This is a genomic window from Erysipelotrichaceae bacterium 66202529 (assembly GCA_017161075.1).
In the GTDB taxonomy this organism is placed as follows: Bacteria; Bacillota_I; Bacilli_A; order Erysipelotrichales; family Erysipelotrichaceae; genus Clostridium_AQ.
Map to the genome: position 1 here is coordinate 1,249,827 of CP046174.1, position 17,717 is coordinate 1,267,543.

Genomic DNA, 17,717 nt, shown 5'->3' on the forward strand with positions numbered 1-17,717 from the left:
CACATATGGGAAAGTATTTTGGAACGGATGGTGCCAGAGGACGCGCCAATGACACGTTGACGCTGGATATGGCGGTAAGAATCGGACAGTATTTAGGATGGTACTACGGGAAAACGCGTCATGCGAAGATTTTGATTGGAAAGGATACGCGTCTTTCCAGTGATATGTTTGAAATGGGACTGGCAGCTGGTGCCACCTCCTGTGGAGCCAGTGTATATCTGCTGGGCGTCTGTCCAACTCCGGCAGTATCCTATCTGATTCAGAAGGAGCATTTTGACTGTGGAATCATGGTTTCCGCAAGTCACAATCCATTCCACGATAACGGCATTAAGCTGTTTAACGGAGAAGGGTGCAAAATGAATCCGGAGGTTGAGCTGGAAGTAGAGAGCTATATTGATGGATTGGTACAGATCGAAGTTGCACATAACGAGAAAATCGGAAGTGTTATCGAATGGGATGAGGGTCTGGAGCTGTATGAGTCCTGGCTGAAGGAAATCGTTCCGATGGATCTATCCGGCATGAATATTCTGCTGGATTTGGCAAACGGAAGTGCGACAAGCTGTGCTGCGGAAACATTAAGCGAGCTGGGGGCAACCGTTGAGGTCATCCATTCTGCGCCAAACGGGATCAATATCAATACCAAATGCGGCTCTACGCATCCGGAAGAGCTGCAGAAAATGATGAAGGAAGGCAATTATCATGTCGGCTTTGCCTTTGACGGAGATGCAGATCGCCTGATTGCAGTGGATGAAGACGGCAATCTGATCGATGGTGACCACACGATGTATATTTGTGGCTGCTATATGTTTGATAAGGGCATTCTGCATGATGATGTTGTTGTAACAACAGTGATGAGCAATCTGGGACTGTATCATGCTTTAAAGGCTAAGGGTTTAAAATATGAGCAGACTGCTGTCGGTGATAAATATGTGTTTGAATGTATGAAGGAGCACGATTATTCCATCGGTGGTGAACAGAGCGGGCACATTATCTTCAATGCGCACGCGAATACCGGAGACGGGCTGCTTACTGCCATGAAGCTGCTGGAAATCATGGTGGATACAAAGAAATCTTTAAAGGAGCTGTGTGAGGATCTGTTCATTTATCCACAGCTATTGGTGAACACACCGGTGAAGGATAAGCATGCGGCTCTGGAGGATAAGGAACTGCTTGCGGCGGTGGATGCGGTAGCGCAGGAGCTTGGTGACGAGGGTAGAATCCTTGTTCGTCCAAGTGGTACAGAGCCGTTGGTTCGTGTTATGGTGGAAGCCAAAACCGATGAGCTGTGTGCGGAGTATGTAAACCGCATTGTGGATTTCATTAAGGAAAAAGGACTATAGCATACTATGTGGGGCTGTTTGCCAGAGGATTATTCTGGTACAACCTTTTTTCATACCTATATGGAAATCTGAGAAAGGGATGCTCTAAAGGAGTGCTTTAAAATACAGGTTGTTTTTATAGTCGGTTCAAAATAGATTATATGATGCTGACATTTTCCTGTAATGAATTACTGTAAAAGCAGTCATACTACCTTCTATAACATCCTGTGCTCATGTCATGCTTTGAGATTATAAATAGGAACAATTACAGTGTGAAATGAAATATCCGTTTGGATTACAATTGAGAGCTTAGTGACGAAAAGAGATAATATCAGCTTCATTGTGACGAGGAATACCATACAGTGACCTATAAAGAGAAGAAATCGCGATAATAGAAGTATGAAAAGGAGGCGGTTTAAATGATACAGTTTGTAAGAATTGATCATCGGCTACTGCATGGTCAAGTATTGTATTCCTGGTTGAAATCAATCGTATGCGATACTATTTTAATAGCAAATGACAGTGTAGCAGTCAGTGAATCAAAAAAGAATGGTTTGCGATTGGCAAAGCCCGCAAATAAGAAGCTCGTTATGAAATCTATTGATGATTCCATACATGCGATTCAGTCAGGACTTACCGATAAATACCATTTGTTTATCGTAGTTGAAAGTGTGCATGACGTATATCGTCTGGTAAAAGGCGTATCCGGCATTACCTCAATCAATTTAGGAGGAACACTGGCAACCTCAAAAAGCAGACCTGTATTTTCACAGATCAATCTAGATGAACATGACATTAAGGAATTAAAAGAAATAGCAGAAAGTGGGGTTGAAATAGAGTATCGGCTCGTTCCGGGGGATACAAAAGTGAATGTGAATAAAAGATTGGAGGATATGAAAGAATGAATTTACTGATTACATCGATATTGTTATCCATTGTCGCTCTCATTGTAAATCTTGATTATTTCATCGGCAGCAGTATGCTGGCAAGACCAGTAGTTGCAGGGACACTTGTTGGATTTGTTATGGGGGATTTACAAACCGGAATCATGACAGGGGCAGCTATTGAGCTTGCATTCATCGGATCTTTTTCGATTGGTGCAGCTATTCCACCGGATATGGTGTCCGGTACGATCCTGGGAACAGCTTTCGCAATCAGTATGCATGCGGGAGCAGAGGTAGCACTGCCCCTGGCGTTGCCGATTGCAACCTTGGTATTGATTGTCAAAAATCTGGTTCATGTCGTCATAATGCCTGCATTTGCAACTGCAGCGGATCGAAGCGCTGAAAAAGGCAATTATAAAACGATTATGGTGATTTCCATCGTCGCAGGCTTTGTATACATTTTGATATCACAAATGATTCCTGTTGGGCTCGGTTTCTATTTTGGAGCGGATGTTATACAATCCATATTGAATAGCATACCGAAATTTGTTATGGATGGCCTAAGCATTGCGACAGGTGTTTTGCCTGCATTTGGACTTGCTTTGCTTTTGAAGCCGTTGCTGGACAAAAAAAGTATTATTTTCTTTCTGCTAGGCTTTGTACTTGTTGTATATTTGAAGCTTCCGTTAATGGCTGTTGCATTTCTAGGTCTGTTTATTGCCTTGGTACTTACCGGCTATGTACATCCGGAAGGACTTATGATGCAGAGCAGCAGTGGGCAAAGGGGAGAGGAGATTGATTATGAATCAGAAGAATTTGAATAATAGTATAATAACGAAAAAAGATTTAATTGGCGTTTTCTTTCGTTCCTTCCCTATAGAATGGTCTTGGAACTATATCAAACAGCAGAATTTAGGGTATGCATATGCAATGATTCCTATCCTTAATAAGGTTTATAAGAAAAAAGAAGACCGTATTGATGCATATCAGCGGCATCTTGAATTTTTTAATATTACACCTTGGCTTTCTACCATACCTTTAGGTATAACAATCGCCATGGAGGAGGCTCGTGCCAAAGATACAGCACATATCGATGCAAGTGCCATCAGCAATATTAAAGTTGCATTGATGGGGCCAATTAGTGGTATTGGAGATTCAATGTTTTGGGGAACCTTGCGAGTAATTGCGACTGGACTTTCCATCGGCTTTGCAAAACAGGGCAATATTTTGGGACCTATTCTGTTTTTACTCGCATTTAACATTCCTGCCTTACTGATTCGCTGGTTTGGACTGGTATACAGCTTCCGACTGGGAGAAGGCTTTGTAGATCGCATGCAGGAAAATGGATTTATGCAGAAGCTGACATTTGGGGCAACGATTGTCGGACTTCTGGTTATCGGCGCCATGGCAGGCTCATTGATCTCTTTGAATGTTTCCTATGCGATTGGAGAAGGTGAAACAGCCCAGACATTATCACAAATTGCAGATGAAGTAATTCCTAATTTCTTTCCTTTATTATCGGTATTTGGGTGCTTCTATCTCGTTAAGAAAAATATAAGACCGCAATATATTATTTTATTGATAGCAATCGTAGGAATCATAGGTGCTTATTTCGGATTCCTTGGTGTAGCATGATGAAGCATCTGGATATGGCTTATTATGTGAACTTGGAAGCGGAGCTTCTAAAACACGTAATGGATACATTTCACGAGAATACATTGCCTTTAAAAAATCTGGAATATGATTTTGATCAGATTGTTATATTTGCGACAGGCTCCAGCTCAAATGCAGCACATGCGGCAAAGACACTGTTATCAAACGTAACATGTAGAAATATAGAGATCAAAGAGCCCTCTATGGCATTAAACTACGATTTATACCTAAATAAAAAAACACTGTACTTTGCAATATCACAGGGAGGACACAGCTCATCCACGATTGAGATTGTGAAAGCAATACAGGAGCACCATGCATCTGTATATGTGATTACCTCAGATAAGCAAAGTCCATTGGCAAAGCTATCAAAGCATGTTCTTTTGCTTGATATACAGGAGGATATGCCGTTTGTTACTGCAGGAGAAAGTGCAACGATTGTATTTCTTTGGATGATTGGTTTATATCTGGGAAAGGGCTTGAAAAGCATACAGGACCAAGAGGAAGTTGAATGGATTAAAAATATCTATTATTTGATTGAACAGCTTCCTACATGTATTTCCTTTGTTGACGAATGGTTTAACCAAACAAGGGAAGAGCTTTGCAAGGCACAGCGGTTTTTGTGTATTGGATATGGTGCCAGCTACGGTGCGGCAAAAGAATTTGAAACGAAGTTTACGGAAACAGTACGTGTTCCAAGCGCAGGCTTCGAGCTGGAAGAATTTATGCACGGGCCTTACATCGGCATCCAAAAGGATGATTATATCTTTCTATTTGATCCATATGGTAAATTGACAAAGCGTATGGTTAAGTTAAGAAACTTTTTACAAAATCATTGTATGCATATTTTCTATTTCACACTGAATAAGCAGGATGATGATCAATCGCTCTGTATCCCTGTACAGACAGAGGAGAGGCTTAGCTGCCTACTATTCAATATTGTTGCACATTTAACTAGCTGGTATATCTCACAGTTGAAAAGGGTTGATTTATCAAAATCTTCCTATCCTGATTTCGATGTGATGATGAAATCAAAAATTTAAAGATTATGGGTAATTGACATTCATTTATGGTGAGGAGAAACGAGGAGATTGAATGGATACAAAACAGAATATACTGAAATATTTGCTGACAGAGGGTGATATAGATCCTTTTTCACCGAAAATTACAAAAAACAGTACGATAGAGATATCAGAACGGTTAAATATCAGTCGAACTCTGGCTAGTCAATATCTAAATGAATTGCATAAGCACGAGAAAATCGTGAAAATCATTTCCCGTCCTGTTCTATATTTATCGGTAGAAAAAATTGCAAGAGAGCTAAATACACATATCCGCAAATATGAATTTGAAGATATCGATGAATACAAGGAATGGTTTCTGCGTGTAAATGAAAACGATGGAATTGTAGGATCGAATGGTTCTCTTCTGTATGCGATAAAGCAGATTCAAACAGGCTTATTATATACAGATAACGGACTGCCTATTTTGCTTTCCGGTTATGAGGGCTCCGGTCAGAAATACCTGATTAGAAATCTGCTTTCCATGAATAAACGAAAAAGTCTTTTAGAGCGCAGCTGGAAGCTTGTATCTGTATATGTCAGTGATTATAAAGATGCGAAGGGTTTGTGTATAGAGCTTAATAAAGTATTGAAAAACACGGAGCATATATTGCTGTATTTGTACAATATCTCCTCACTCTCCCCTAATGACAGTGTAAAAGCTATTTCTTACCTAATGAAGCTAAAGGATAAAAAAACTCCCTTTAACTTTATTGTAGAGTTGAATGAAGCTGATCTGCCAGCCTATTCAAAAATAATTGAAGGAATCCCCATTCTAGCAAACATTCCTGCCTTGAAGGAGCGTCCAATATATGAGCGTCATGCCATTATACTGCATGTACTGGAAAATGAAACAGCCATACATTGTAAAAGGGTTATGATTGAATCTCTGGTGTTTGATATATTGGAACATCTCACTCTGGAAATCAATATCTCTACACTGCAGCGTATGATTAAGCAAATGATAGCAAGTGCCTATCATGAAAGCCTGCAGCAATCGGAAATGATTGTACGTATTCACAATCTGCCAAATGATGCAAGTCATGAATATTTAGAAGATCATATCTACAATAAGCAAAAAACGGAATATCTTGATTTACAGGAAGCATTACAGCTCACCGGTGATTATACATTATCTGCATTCTGCACTGCCTTCCTTCACAAATTCGAAGAAGAATGCATACAGGAGGCCGGAGATGTCCGTTCCTTTTGTGAAGGTCAGTTTTATGGCATACGTTCCTATATCAATGATCAGATTGATTCCTATTACTATAAGGAAATGAAAAAAACGATCATTATGCAGATTACGAAAGATATTTTGTCCTTATTTGAAGATTCCTTAAATATCTATCTGCCAACAGGATTTGCCTATTTCATAAGTCAATTTTCCGATATTACGTATTTGCAGGATGAATATCAAAAACTGATGCGGTTGAATGAAAAAGAGAGTATACAGGTTTTATTAAATTATCTTGAAACAAACTGCGCCAATGCATTTACCTATGCGAACCGGTTTATGAAGCAGCTAAATCAAAAAGGAAATGTTTCAATAAATCCGCTGACACTGATCATGACGACGATATGCATTGAATTTTTCAATCAGGGAAATCAGCAAAAGAAGATCGGTGCCGTTATCATCAGTCATGGAGTATCCACGGCAACGTCGATAGCGGATACAGCCAATTTCCTGTTGGGGAACAAGATTTTTACAGCGATGGATATGCCAATGTCTATGAACAGTAAGGATATGGCAGTAAAATTAAATGAATATCTAGATTTCAATAATCTATATGATTATATAATTATATTAGTTGATATGGGTTCTTTAACTGAAATCATGGACGATATTGATCAGAAACACAATTTTACCTATGGAATCATTAACAATGTGTCTACTGCATTAGCCTTGGAGATTGGTTCACGGATTAAGCAAGGGCAGAATTTCTTTGAAATTATTAAAAATACAGTCGAGAACATACAAAATGAGTATTCTATTATACAGCCGGCACAAAAGAAAAAGGCAATCGTTATCACGAGTGATTTGGGAAAGAAAACAGCATCAAAAATCGCAGCTCTGTTTAAAAACAGTCTGCCTGAGTAGCATCCGTTTACGATCATCGAATATGATTTTACTTCACTGCAGGAGAAAAAAACAGAGCTTCTTATTTTTAAGGAATATGAAGTGGTATTGCTGATTCGGCCAGAGGCACTAGATATAGAGGGATATACATGTCTTTCTTTGGAAGATGTAATCTATATGCGAAATTTAGATAAACTTAATATTGTATTGAATCAATATTTTACAAAAGAGCAAACAGCTGTATTTCACATGAACTTAATTAAAAACTTTTCTTTAGAGAATGTTGTTGAAAATCTAACAATACTGAATGCAAAGAATTTAATGGATCTGGTTGTCGATTCTGTGGAGAAATTGATTCAGAGTTTAAAAAAGAGCATAGATGCCAGAACCAGAATTGGTATTTATATACATATCTGCTTTCTGATTGAGCGACTAGTAACCAAAAACGAGATTCATGTGGATAAGGATATCACAGAAGCATTTTTAGAAAAAAACAAAAGGTTTATACAGATTACAGAACAAAGCTTTCACAATATGCTGGAAAGCTACAGTGTTCAGCTTCCAGTTAGTGAAATAAAATATTTGTACGACTATATCTATATCGAGGAGGAACAGCATGGATAGACATATTATTTTAGCAAGTCATGGGAACCTTGCGGAAGGCTTATATAATGCATTACGTATTATTTTAGGACAGGAGAAGCTTTCAAACGTTGCATATTTGAATTGTTATATGGAGGATACACAAAATGTAACAAAAGAAATTGAAACAATGCTGAATCGTTATGATGATGAAATACTGGTTTTTACAGACTTGTTTGGTGGCAGCGTGAACACTGCATTTTATTCCTGTATGGAAAGAAAGAGCTTTGAGTTGATTGCAGGAATGAATCTGCCATTATTGATAGAAACTGTTTTATTTCAGGGAACGATGCAGGAGCTGATTGCACATTTAAAAGCGAATAGCAGCCAGTATATTGTTTTTTTAAATAATACCGCGCCGCTGGCCGAAGATGAGAATTTCTAATGATTCAGCATGTACGTGTGGATTTCAGACTGGTGCATGGACAAATCATTCATTCCTGGTTAAAATCTACGAACTCCAACACGATTTTTATCTTAGATGATGAGCTTATGAGCGAGCCATATAAAATGAAAATGTTTAAAATATGTGTACCTCCGTTTGTGAATTTGGAAATGCATTCCATTGAAGAGGGCATTCAGGCACTACGCAAGCATGCAGGCGATAAGAAATACCGTTGTCTGGTATTGCTGCGTGATATATTACCATGCATAGAAGTGTGCGAGGCTTTGCATATCACATCATTTAATATTGGAGAAACGATTTATGCGCCGGATAAAAAAAGGATCGCAAATAGTGTGTATGTTACAGAAAAGGATGTTTGTGCTATGAATGAATTCTTAGTCAAGGATTGCAGTATTGATATCCGCCAGGTTAGTGATAGCCGCAAATCAGTGTTTACAAAAAAGAAGCTATTTACGTATGAGCCATAAGTAAGTTATAGGAAAAGAGAGGATGAAGAAAGCATGTTAAAATTTAATGAAGAAGAATATTTAAAGGGTGGAGCCTATACCATGTCATTGCTGGACAGCATGAAAGAGCTCGCTGTTCAAATCCATGAAAAGGGCTATACAAATATATTTTTTATAGGAATCGGTGGTACATGGGCACAGTTTCATCCGATTGTTTATGCGATGAAGAAATATAGTGATGCTGATATTTATTTGGAAAATGCCGCTGAATTTAATGTAAATGGAAACCGTCGTTTAACAAAGGACAGTCTTGTAATAACCGCATCAACATCCGGAAACACGAAGGAAGTTGTAGAAGCAATTGATATTTGTAAAAAAATCGGTTCTCATATAGTAGTGTTCACAGGCGATCCAAAATCAGTGTTAGCTAAACAGGCCGATGATCTCATTCAAAATAATGTTGCTGATTGTGAAGACAGCTATTTGATGTTTTATCTCTTTGTCTTAAAGCTGCTGCAGCTGCGTGGAGAATTTGATGATTATGATCGTTTTGCTGAACAAATGCATAAGCTGCATAAGAATTTGGTAAGAATTCGTGAAGAGTTTGATCCGATTGCGGATGATGTCGCAAAACGTTTTTATCAGGAGCCTTATAATATATATACAGGATCCGGAATGCTCTGGGGAGAAACCTATTTATTCACCATGTGTATTCTGGAGGAAATGCAGTGGATACGTACAAAAGCAGTAACTAGCGCTGAATTTTTCCATGGTACTTTGGAGCTGCTGGAGCCTGGCATGCCGGTTTTTGTAGTAAAGGGAGAGGATAATAACCGTCAGCTGGATGAAAGAGTGGAAAGATTCTGTAAAAAAATTACGGATAATGTTGTTGTATTTGATACAAGAGATTATCAATTTGAGGGTATTGATGATAAGTTCCGTGTATTGTTATCGCCGTGTATCTTAACAGCTATTTTGTCAGACCGTTTACAAAAGCATTATGAGAAATATACAAAGCATGACTTGAAATATCGCCGTTATTATCGTAAATTTGAATATTAAAGAAAACAGGGACTGTAAAGCTTGGAATACGAACAACAGTCCTTTTTCATAATATTAGAGAGTGAGGAAGTATTCATTCGTTAATTATTTAGAGTAAAGGATTGTAATCATATGCTATTCATCTTACGGGATGGGTTCTTTTCCTTTTCCGGAGAAATTGTCGGGAATTGTCGGAAATTGACAGGAAACATCTAGGCAAATGTGAGAAATCCATGTGAAAAGCAGCTACTTTGAAAAATAGCTTTTTTTTTCACATAATTTAGTCTAAAATAGGAGTATGAGGTGATGTTAATGAAGAAAGTAATCTGCGTTGTGGAAGACGAAAAGGCCATCAACGATCTAGTGAATCAGTATTTAAAAAAGGAAGGCTATGAGGTACGTTCTTATTATACATATGAAGAAGCAAGCGCACATGTAATGGATGATGATGTGCATTTGTGGATTCTGGATATCATGCTGGATGATAAGAGCGGTTTTGATTTGATAGAGGAAATCCGGTTACAGGGCAGGGATATCCCCGTTATTTTCATGTCTGCCAGAGATAAGGAATTTGACCGTATCATTGGACTGGAAAAGGGAAGTGATGACTATATTACAAAGCCCTTTTCTCCTAAGGAGCTGGTGCTGCGTGTAAACAATGTGATCAAGCGTGTTTACAAGGATGACAACAACCGTATTATGGTGGACGGTTATGAGTTGGATGAGGAACAGCGTAAGGTATTTGATCATGGTGTGGAAATCGATCTGACAACCAAGGAATTCGATCTGCTGATGCTGTTTATCAAAAACAAGGGAATGGCGTTTAACCGGGATAAAATTCTGACCAGTGTCTGGGAGGAAAATTATTTTGGAAGTGACCGTGTTGTGGATGATACTCTGCGAAGACTGCGTAAAAAGCTTCCAAATCTGAACATTCATACCATCTACGGTTACGGATACCGTTTAGGATAATGAAGCGTTTTAATGAATTTGTCAAACGGCTGTCTCTGACACAGCAGCTGTTTGCACTGATCTTTTTCTTCGTGACATTTTTTGCGGTTTTCTTCTTTGTCTATATCAACGGCAATGTTACCACGGTGATACGGGAACAGATGTATGGTACACTGGATTCCACACTGCAAAGCTGGGCGACGAGTGATGATATCAGCTATGATCAGCGGCAGTTTATTTTTTCAGCTGCAGGGATTGACAGCTTTATGGTACGGGTATCCAAGACGCTGGATGGGAGAACACAGGTAACACTGGCAGGGAAAAACACTTCTGATATGAATATGGACAGCAATGAAGGAAAATCCATAACAGAGGATATCGTCCGGGTGAATGAGAATTGTGCCGCAGGGGATATTCGCCATGGTATTGTGAAAAAGGTCAGCAGGGACAGGGATTCCTATTACAGCATTTATAAGGTGGCAGATGGTCAGCTGCTTGTAAGTAAGATGTACAGTGATAATATGGGAAAACTGGAAAATTCCCTAATCAACAGTGTCGTTTATATTACCGTGATTGTGGTCGGCTTCTTCTTCATCATCATGATGATGTGGGTACTGACACTGATTCATCCTCTGAATCAGATACGAAACTATATTGAACGTGTCAAGGTTGGTAAGGATGCCACCCTGCGGGTCAATCGCCGCGATGAAATAGGAGAGCTGGCAGATGCCCTTGTCAGCATGCGCGAGGAGCTGCGAAAGCAGGAAAAGACGAAGGAAGAAATGATTCATAATATTTCTCATGATCTGAAAACGCCGATTGCGACGATTAAGAGCTATGGGGAAAGCATAAAGGATGGTATTTATCCGTATGAGACCTTGGAAAAGAGTGTCGATGTTATAATTGAAAATGCAGACCGTCTTGAACAGAAGGTACATTCCCTGCTGTTTATGAATCGTGTGGAATATCTGATTTCTCAGGACTGTGAAGGAATCGGCTCCAATATGGAGGAAATTGTAGAAACCGTAGTACAAAATACGAAGGTGATCCGTTCGGATATCCATATACAAACCGATTTACAGGAGGTTTATTTTGACGGATTGGCAGAGCCATGGCGTGTTGTTGTTGAGAACATCATTGAAAATGCTTTGCGTTACGCAAAGACGACGATTGATATTCACTTGAATGAAGAGGATGGTCTGACAATTTCCAATGACGGTCCATGTATGGATGAGGATCGCTTAAAGGTACTGTTTAAACCATATGAGATGGGAAAAGGCGGGAAGTTTGGTCTAGGACTGTCGATTGTGGCAAAGGTCGTAAGTGCCAATGGCTATGAGGTTGTCGGTGAGAATATGGCAGAGGGAGTTATCTTCCGTATTTATAAGCCGGAAAAGCCTGTAAAAAAAGGCAGATAGAAAAATGGCTGCTTAATACGAATGGCTATCGTAAATTAACATAAAAATATAAGATAGGATCATAAGACTATAAAGGATGCAATATTGTTCAATTTCTGGATGATATTGCATTTTTTTGTCGTTATGTGACAGCAAATGCAGAACAGGAAATAAAGCATTTTGCGCATATGTGTCAGGAACGAGGGATACTGGAATAGTAATAAAAAGCTGTTTAAAAAAGCTGTACGCTATCTTAACTGTACTTGGGTATCAACGACATAATGAAAAAAACCGCAGACTATGCGGTTAGTAATCGTGTACATTGCTTAAGAGATCAACCGGCTTTTGGCAGATTAGCCTGGTTCCGTCACTATAGCCTTCCTCACGATCCTGCAGCTCCTCGATAAGTATGCGGCGCAGCTTGGCAATTCGTTTTTGTTTGTCTGTATCCGCAATGGCATTATGCGTTTCCCGGGGATCATGTACCAGATCGAAATATTGTTCTACACCAGTTTCACTGTACCAGATAAATTTATCCTGCTCTGTGACAATGTAATGATTGGAAAGCTGTGAATGAAAGCTGTGTTCCCCATGGAGATAGCTTCTGATAAAGGAGGCTTCCTGAAAAATACATTTCTTCAAAGAACAGCCGTCCACGGTATCCGGTACAGGAATTTCACATAGATCCAGCAATGTTGGCATGACATCACGCAGCTCAGTAATACCATTTACGGTATGTGGTATAACATCGGCGATATGTTTGCCGATATGCATTAGAAAAGGAATATGAGTGCTTCCTTCATATGGAAAAACCTTACGCCATAAATGATGATCAAACAGCATTTCTCCATGATCGCTGGTAAACAGGATAATCGTATCATCGTAAACACCGTCCTCCTTCAGCGCTGTCAGGATACGGCCAAGCTGATGATCAACATGCGTGATAGACGCATAATAGCCGGCCATAGCATCCAAACGCATAGATTCATCACAACAGCCATAGATGGAATCGGATATTCTTCCAGCAGTACCACAGCCCTCCTGCGGATCCCAGTCACCATCTGCGGGCAATCGCAGAGCCTTATCCTTATACATATCAAAATAGGTTTGCGGCGGATCCAGCGGCTGATGCGGTCGGACGAAAGAGGACATCAAAAAAAACGGTCTTGTCCGATCTCTCGTTTTCAGAAACCGGATACTGCGATCAGCAACCCAGTTGGTCGGATGCAGGCGTTCCTCATATATCCATGGATGTGTTACCCAGGAGTTGCACTCAGCACCGGTAGCGTTGATATCAGCGTCCTCACCCAGTGCATTGCGTAAATCATACAAATAATCATCTGTTACATCCTGATGCATCCAGTGGGGAATCTGCATATTGCGGTAACAACCCAGGTAGCCGTCATGCAGCTGCAGATTCTGAAACCCGCAGGTCAGTCTTGGAGGATGTACATGCATCTTGCCTATACATTGCGTCTGATAGCCGCTATTTGAAAACTCCTCCGCCATGTAATGCTGATAACGCCACTCCACCTCGTCAAGATAACCAACGCGTCCATGACGCTTTTGGCTTCTTCCGGTGAGCAGGGCAGCTCTTGCCGGTATGCAGCTTGGGGTTGCAGAATATGCGTTTGAGAAAAAGACACCATCCGCAGCCAGAGAATCCAGATAAGGGGTTTTAACATCCGGATGGTTCGCAAAGGATAAAGCATCCCCACGAAACTGATCACAGACAATCAATAGTACGTTCACATTCTGTTTCATAATTTCACCTTCTACCTGTTCATTATATAGGAAAGAGTGGAAAAAGGAAATGTGAAACGTTTTTTGTGACAATTATCTGAAAAAACAAGGCAAGAAAACCGTATCCTGAAAATGAATCAGAATACGGGAAGTGATGGTATCATTTTACTGGATGAAATTTTGAGATTGCAATGGTGATGAAATCGCACAGGATGAATCCTGTATATATCATCGTCATGCCCTGAGCATAGCTTGTGACAAGGAGGTTGGAAAATACCGGAAGTATCTGTATTCCACCTATGAAATTCATGAAGTATATAGCAAGAATGATAAAGTTAAATACTTCGATACAGCAGCGATTCGTTATATTTATTCGCTGATAGCAATGATGCAGGAAGAATAAAGAAATACCGATGACAAGATAGACTGTGCTATAGACGAAGAGATAGCTGTGTAAATCATAGGTCTGCTGCATATCGTATGTAACGAAAACAGGTACATATAAGGATATCGTTTATATAGGATAGTGGGCTTTTAAAATATAATAAAAGAACGTGATAATAGAAGGATGGTTCATCGACTGCCTAGTTTTACATATGGTATACATCATATGTGTTTTATGGATTATATTTGTTTGTTGGTATTTTGCTATGAAAATTATTGAATTATCTTATAAATCAAAGAAATTTCATATACTTTGTATTTATTTTCTTCGATTTATCTTATATAATGATGGTTGTCTGTTATTGTAAACAAATGTAAAAAATGTGAGTTTTGAAAAGAATTTCAAGATATTGCATTTTATTGTTTGAAAAGCAATATCTATAAAAAACAGAACAATATATGCATTGCATAAAACGCTTACATTCAGTAATATTTAGGTATGGAAAACATATCCAGATGAAGGAGGAAATTCATTATGAAAAAAATGGTAGCACTTGCTTGCGTTGGGTTAATGGCCGCAAGCGTTGTTACAGGCTGCAGCAGCAAGAAGGATGACGGGTCTTCTGGCAGCGACGGCGAAAAACGTGTCATCAAATTCGATGCGTTCTCTGGAGGAAACGGCGAAGAAGTTTGGAAGGAAATGGCAAAGGCATTTGAAGCGAAAAACAAAGATGTAAAGGTAGAGCTTCGCTTTGAAAAAGACCTGCCGGCAGTTCTGAACAAGGAAAACAGTAAAGGGGAATATTCCGATATCGTTTATTACAACCTGGGTCAGCAGAGCCAGTTTACAGAAACACAGTTAAACAGCAAAAAGGTAGAAGACATCTCTGATGTGTTCGCAGATGAAAACGTTAAGAAAAACATCAACCCGGATTTCGTAAACAACCCGGTATCTCAGTTCTATGGTGACGGCAAAAACTATCTGGCACCAATCATGTATACACCTGGTGGTTTATATTACAATGCAAACCTGGTAGGTGAAGGAAAGCAATATGAAATTCCTCAGACCTGGGACGATATGTTTAAACTGGGCGATGAGCTGAAGAAAGACGGTAAGGTATCTCTGTTCACATATGCAACAGCAGGCTATCTGGACAACACCATTCTCTCTGTTATTCAGGAAGCTGGCGGACAGGAGCTGTTAAGCAAACTGCTGAACTATGATTCTGCGGCTTGGAGCAGCAAAGAAGGTAAGATGGTTACCGATACGATTGGACGTCTTGTAAAAGACTACATGGAACCAAATACAGTTGCTAATGCAAACGTAAAAGACGGATTCACAAAGAACCAGCAGGCTGTTATTGATGGTAAGGCTTTATTCATGCCAAACGGTAGCTGGGTAGTTGGTGAAATGGAAGCTACAACTCCAAAAGACTTCAAATGGGGCGTAACGGCAGTTCCTGCACTGACAAAAGACGGAAAGAAAGCCATCACTACATTTACAGAGCAGTGCTGGATTCCTTCTGAAGCAAAGAACAAGGATGATGCAAAAGCATTCCTGAAATTTATCTATTCTGAAGAAGGCGCAAACATCATGCTGAAATACAACTGTGTAGTACCTATTAACGGTATCACAGACAAGCTGACAGGCGTTAACAAAGAGCTGTACAATGTTTATAATGACGAGAACGTAACTGCAGTTATCGGCGCATTTGCACCATTTGACTCTGCAGCAATCCCTGATGTAGACATGAAGAAGGTATTATGTTTCACAGCTGATGATATCAATACTGGTAAGACTACTGCTGAAAAGTGGAACAGTGAATTAGTGAAAACTTGGAAAACGATTAGTGAGCATCCAGTAAAATAAATTTGTGAACATGATTTATTGAACTAGCAGTGAGCGAATCGCTCACTGCTTTTTAGAAAAGGAGGGTTAAGCAATGAATAAAAAGAAAGCACAGAGAAGGTTTGTCTTTGCCTGCCTGGCACCGGCTGTCATCCTTGTGATTCTCTTTATGGTGATTCCTACCTTCAACGTATTCCGTTACTCTCTGTATGGGAAAACGGGTATCGTCGGTGATGCCTCGTTTGTAGGATTGAACAACTTTAAAATTTTATTTAGTGATGCGCGATTTATCGAATCTATGCAGAACATGATCCTGATCATTGTAATGGTGACATTGTTCACCGTTGTACTCGCTGTTCTGTTTGCGACCTTACTGACAAGGGAAGAATTCAAGGGAAAGAACTTCTTCCGTGTAATCTTCTATATTCCTAATATTCTCAGTATCGTTGTTATTGCCGGTATTTTCTCGGCTATTTATGCTCCGGATAATGGCCTGCTCAACAGCTTCCTTGAAATGATTGGGCTCGGTATGCTGCAAAAGCAATGGATGGGAGATTCCGGTATCATATTGTATTCCATTATCTTTGCACTGGTATGGCAGGCAATCGGCTACTACATGGTTATGTATATGGCTAGTATGTCGTCCATTCCGGAAAATCTGTACGAAGCGGCTGCTCTGGAAGGGGCAGGAAAGGTAAAGCAGTTCTTCATGATTACTCTTCCTCTGATTTGGAACAATATCCGAACGACACTGACCTTCTTCGTTATTTCCACGATCAATTTGAGCTTTATGTTCATTCAGATCAATACGAATGGAGATCTTGGAAGTGAAGTACCGCTGAACTATATGTATAACAAGGCCTTTGGAGGAAATTATTCCTATGGTATGGCAATCGGTGTTATTACCTTTATCTTCTCCTTCGCCCTGTCTGGTTTACTGAACAAAATCACAGAACGTGATGTTCTGGAATTCTAGGAGGTATGAGCTATGAATAAGAAAAAAATGTCGCCTCATGCCTGGTATAAGATCTTCGTCTATGTGGCAATGATTGTATTCGCCATCAGTATCATCGTTCCGGTTGCCTGGGTATTCCTGTCCAGTGTGAAGTCACAGCTGGATTTGGTTGGAGACCCCTGGTCCATGCCGACACAGTTTCTGTGGAGCAATTTTGTTGATGCGATGGAACAGGCCCGCATGGGAGAGTATTTCATCAATTCCGTATTCGTTACTGTACTTGGACTGATTTTCCTGCTCGTGCTGGCACTGCCGGCATCCTATGTACTGGCAAGATATCCGTTTAAGGGAAAGAAATTCTTCAATGCTTTATTTATGGCAGGTCTGTTTGTCAATGTGAATTATATCGTATTACCGATTTATCTGATGCTGTTTCAGGCGGATCAGCTGCTCGGTGTGGAGGTATTCCTGAACAACAAGGTAATGCTGGCACTTGTCAATGCGGCTACTAGTCTTCCGTTTACGATTTATCTGTTAAGCGGATATTTCAAAACACTGCCAAAGGCTTATGAGGAAGCAGCGCTGATCGATGGCTGCGGATATTTCAAAACAATGACGAAAATCATGATTCCTATGGCAAGACCGAGTATCATCACCGTTATTCTGTTTCAGTTCCTGGCGTTCTGGAATGAGTATATCATGGCCTTTACCCTGATGGATAAGGATAATGCGACCTTGGCTGTCGGCTTGAAATTCCTAATGGCGGATCAGCGCTCGCAGGCAAACTACGGTGTCATGTATGCAGGTCTTGTAATCGTCATGGTACCAACTTTGATTTTGTACATCTGTGTACAGAAGAAACTGACCCAGGGTATGAGCCTTGGAGGTCTGAAAGATTAGGAGTTA

Annotated in this window: 17 protein-coding genes; 15 read left to right on the forward strand and 2 right to left on the reverse strand. The window is 40.0% G+C overall.

Translation table 11 applies throughout. The annotated features are described in order from the left end of the window. The first annotated feature begins 5 nt into the window (after positions 1-5). The 12 genes from GKZ87_05920 (at position 6) to GKZ87_05975 (ending at position 11,901) form a co-directional block, all read left to right on the forward strand. On the forward strand, positions 6-1,340 hold the full coding sequence (locus GKZ87_05920) for a phosphoglucosamine mutase (protein ID QSI25048.1): 1,335 nt from the start codon (positions 6-8) through the stop codon (positions 1,338-1,340). 398 nt (positions 1,341-1,738) lie between these two features. Then, the gene (locus GKZ87_05925) at positions 1,739-2,224 is read left to right on the forward strand and encodes a PTS mannose/fructose/sorbose transporter subunit IIB (GenBank protein ID QSI25049.1); all 486 of its coding nucleotides are present in this window, start codon (positions 1,739-1,741) and stop codon (positions 2,222-2,224) included. Further along, entirely contained in the window at positions 2,221-3,027 is an 807-nt protein-coding gene (locus GKZ87_05930) for a PTS sugar transporter (GenBank protein ID QSI25050.1), read from the forward strand. Before GKZ87_05925 ends, GKZ87_05930 begins: the two co-directional genes overlap by 4 nt. After that, complete coding sequence (locus GKZ87_05935; protein ID QSI25051.1) at positions 3,005-3,838, forward strand: PTS mannose transporter subunit IID; 834 nt, start codon at positions 3,005-3,007, stop codon at positions 3,836-3,838. The genes GKZ87_05930 and GKZ87_05935 overlap by 23 nt, the downstream gene beginning before the upstream one ends. After that, positions 3,835-4,899 (forward strand): SIS domain-containing protein, encoded by a 1,065-nt coding sequence (locus tag GKZ87_05940; protein ID QSI25052.1) that lies wholly within the window; start codon positions 3,835-3,837, stop codon positions 4,897-4,899. Before GKZ87_05935 ends, GKZ87_05940 begins: the two co-directional genes overlap by 4 nt. Positions 4,900-4,951: 52 nt before the next feature. Then, the gene (locus GKZ87_05945) at positions 4,952-7,018 is read left to right on the forward strand and encodes a hypothetical protein (protein ID QSI25053.1); all 2,067 of its coding nucleotides are present in this window, start codon (positions 4,952-4,954) and stop codon (positions 7,016-7,018) included. A gap of 156 nt (positions 7,019-7,174) precedes the next feature. After that, entirely contained in the window at positions 7,175-7,621 is a 447-nt protein-coding gene (locus GKZ87_05950) for a PRD domain-containing protein (protein QSI25054.1), read from the forward strand. Next, the gene (locus tag GKZ87_05955) at positions 7,614-8,024 is read left to right on the forward strand and encodes a PTS mannose transporter subunit IIC (protein ID QSI25055.1); all 411 of its coding nucleotides are present in this window, start codon (positions 7,614-7,616) and stop codon (positions 8,022-8,024) included. Before GKZ87_05950 ends, GKZ87_05955 begins: the two co-directional genes overlap by 8 nt. Further along, positions 8,024-8,512, forward strand: coding sequence for a hypothetical protein (locus GKZ87_05960; GenBank protein ID QSI25056.1), 489 nt, complete (start codon positions 8,024-8,026; stop codon positions 8,510-8,512). Before GKZ87_05955 ends, GKZ87_05960 begins: the two co-directional genes overlap by 1 nt. Positions 8,513-8,545: 33 nt before the next feature. Beyond that, on the forward strand, positions 8,546-9,553 hold the full coding sequence (locus GKZ87_05965; protein ID QSI25057.1) for an SIS domain-containing protein: 1,008 nt from the start codon (positions 8,546-8,548) through the stop codon (positions 9,551-9,553). A 291-nt stretch (positions 9,554-9,844) separates the two neighbouring features. Continuing rightward, positions 9,845-10,504 (forward strand): response regulator, encoded by a 660-nt coding sequence (locus GKZ87_05970; GenBank protein QSI27900.1) that lies wholly within the window; start codon positions 9,845-9,847, stop codon positions 10,502-10,504. Further along, entirely contained in the window at positions 10,504-11,901 is a 1,398-nt protein-coding gene (locus GKZ87_05975) for a HAMP domain-containing protein (GenBank protein ID QSI25058.1), read from the forward strand. Before GKZ87_05970 ends, GKZ87_05975 begins: the two co-directional genes overlap by 1 nt. A 285-nt stretch (positions 11,902-12,186) precedes the next feature. Here GKZ87_05975 and GKZ87_05980 read toward each other — a convergent pair whose 3' ends face one another. Continuing rightward, positions 12,187-13,644, reverse strand: a complete 1,458-nt coding sequence (locus GKZ87_05980) for an arylsulfatase (protein ID QSI25059.1) — start codon at positions 13,642-13,644, stop codon at positions 12,187-12,189. Between the two features lie 139 nt (positions 13,645-13,783). Beyond that, entirely contained in the window at positions 13,784-14,098 is a 315-nt protein-coding gene (locus tag GKZ87_05985) for a hypothetical protein (GenBank protein QSI25060.1), read from the reverse strand. 444 nt (positions 14,099-14,542) lie between these two features. On the opposite strand from GKZ87_05985, the gene GKZ87_05990 reads away from it, so the two are divergent. The 3 genes from GKZ87_05990 to GKZ87_06000 all read left to right on the forward strand — a co-directional run bounded on the left by GKZ87_05990 (position 14,543) and on the right by GKZ87_06000 (position 17,711). Then, a complete protein-coding gene (locus GKZ87_05990; GenBank protein QSI25061.1) occupies positions 14,543-15,877 on the forward strand; it encodes a carbohydrate ABC transporter substrate-binding protein in 1,335 nt (444 codons plus the stop codon). Positions 15,878-15,950: 73 nt separating this feature from the next. Beyond that, positions 15,951-16,832 (forward strand): ABC transporter permease subunit, encoded by an 882-nt coding sequence (locus GKZ87_05995; protein ID QSI25062.1) that lies wholly within the window; start codon positions 15,951-15,953, stop codon positions 16,830-16,832. A 12-nt stretch (positions 16,833-16,844) separates the two neighbouring features. After that, a complete protein-coding gene (locus GKZ87_06000; protein ID QSI25063.1) occupies positions 16,845-17,711 on the forward strand; it encodes an ABC transporter permease subunit in 867 nt (288 codons plus the stop codon). Positions 17,712-17,717: the final 6 nt, after the last annotated feature.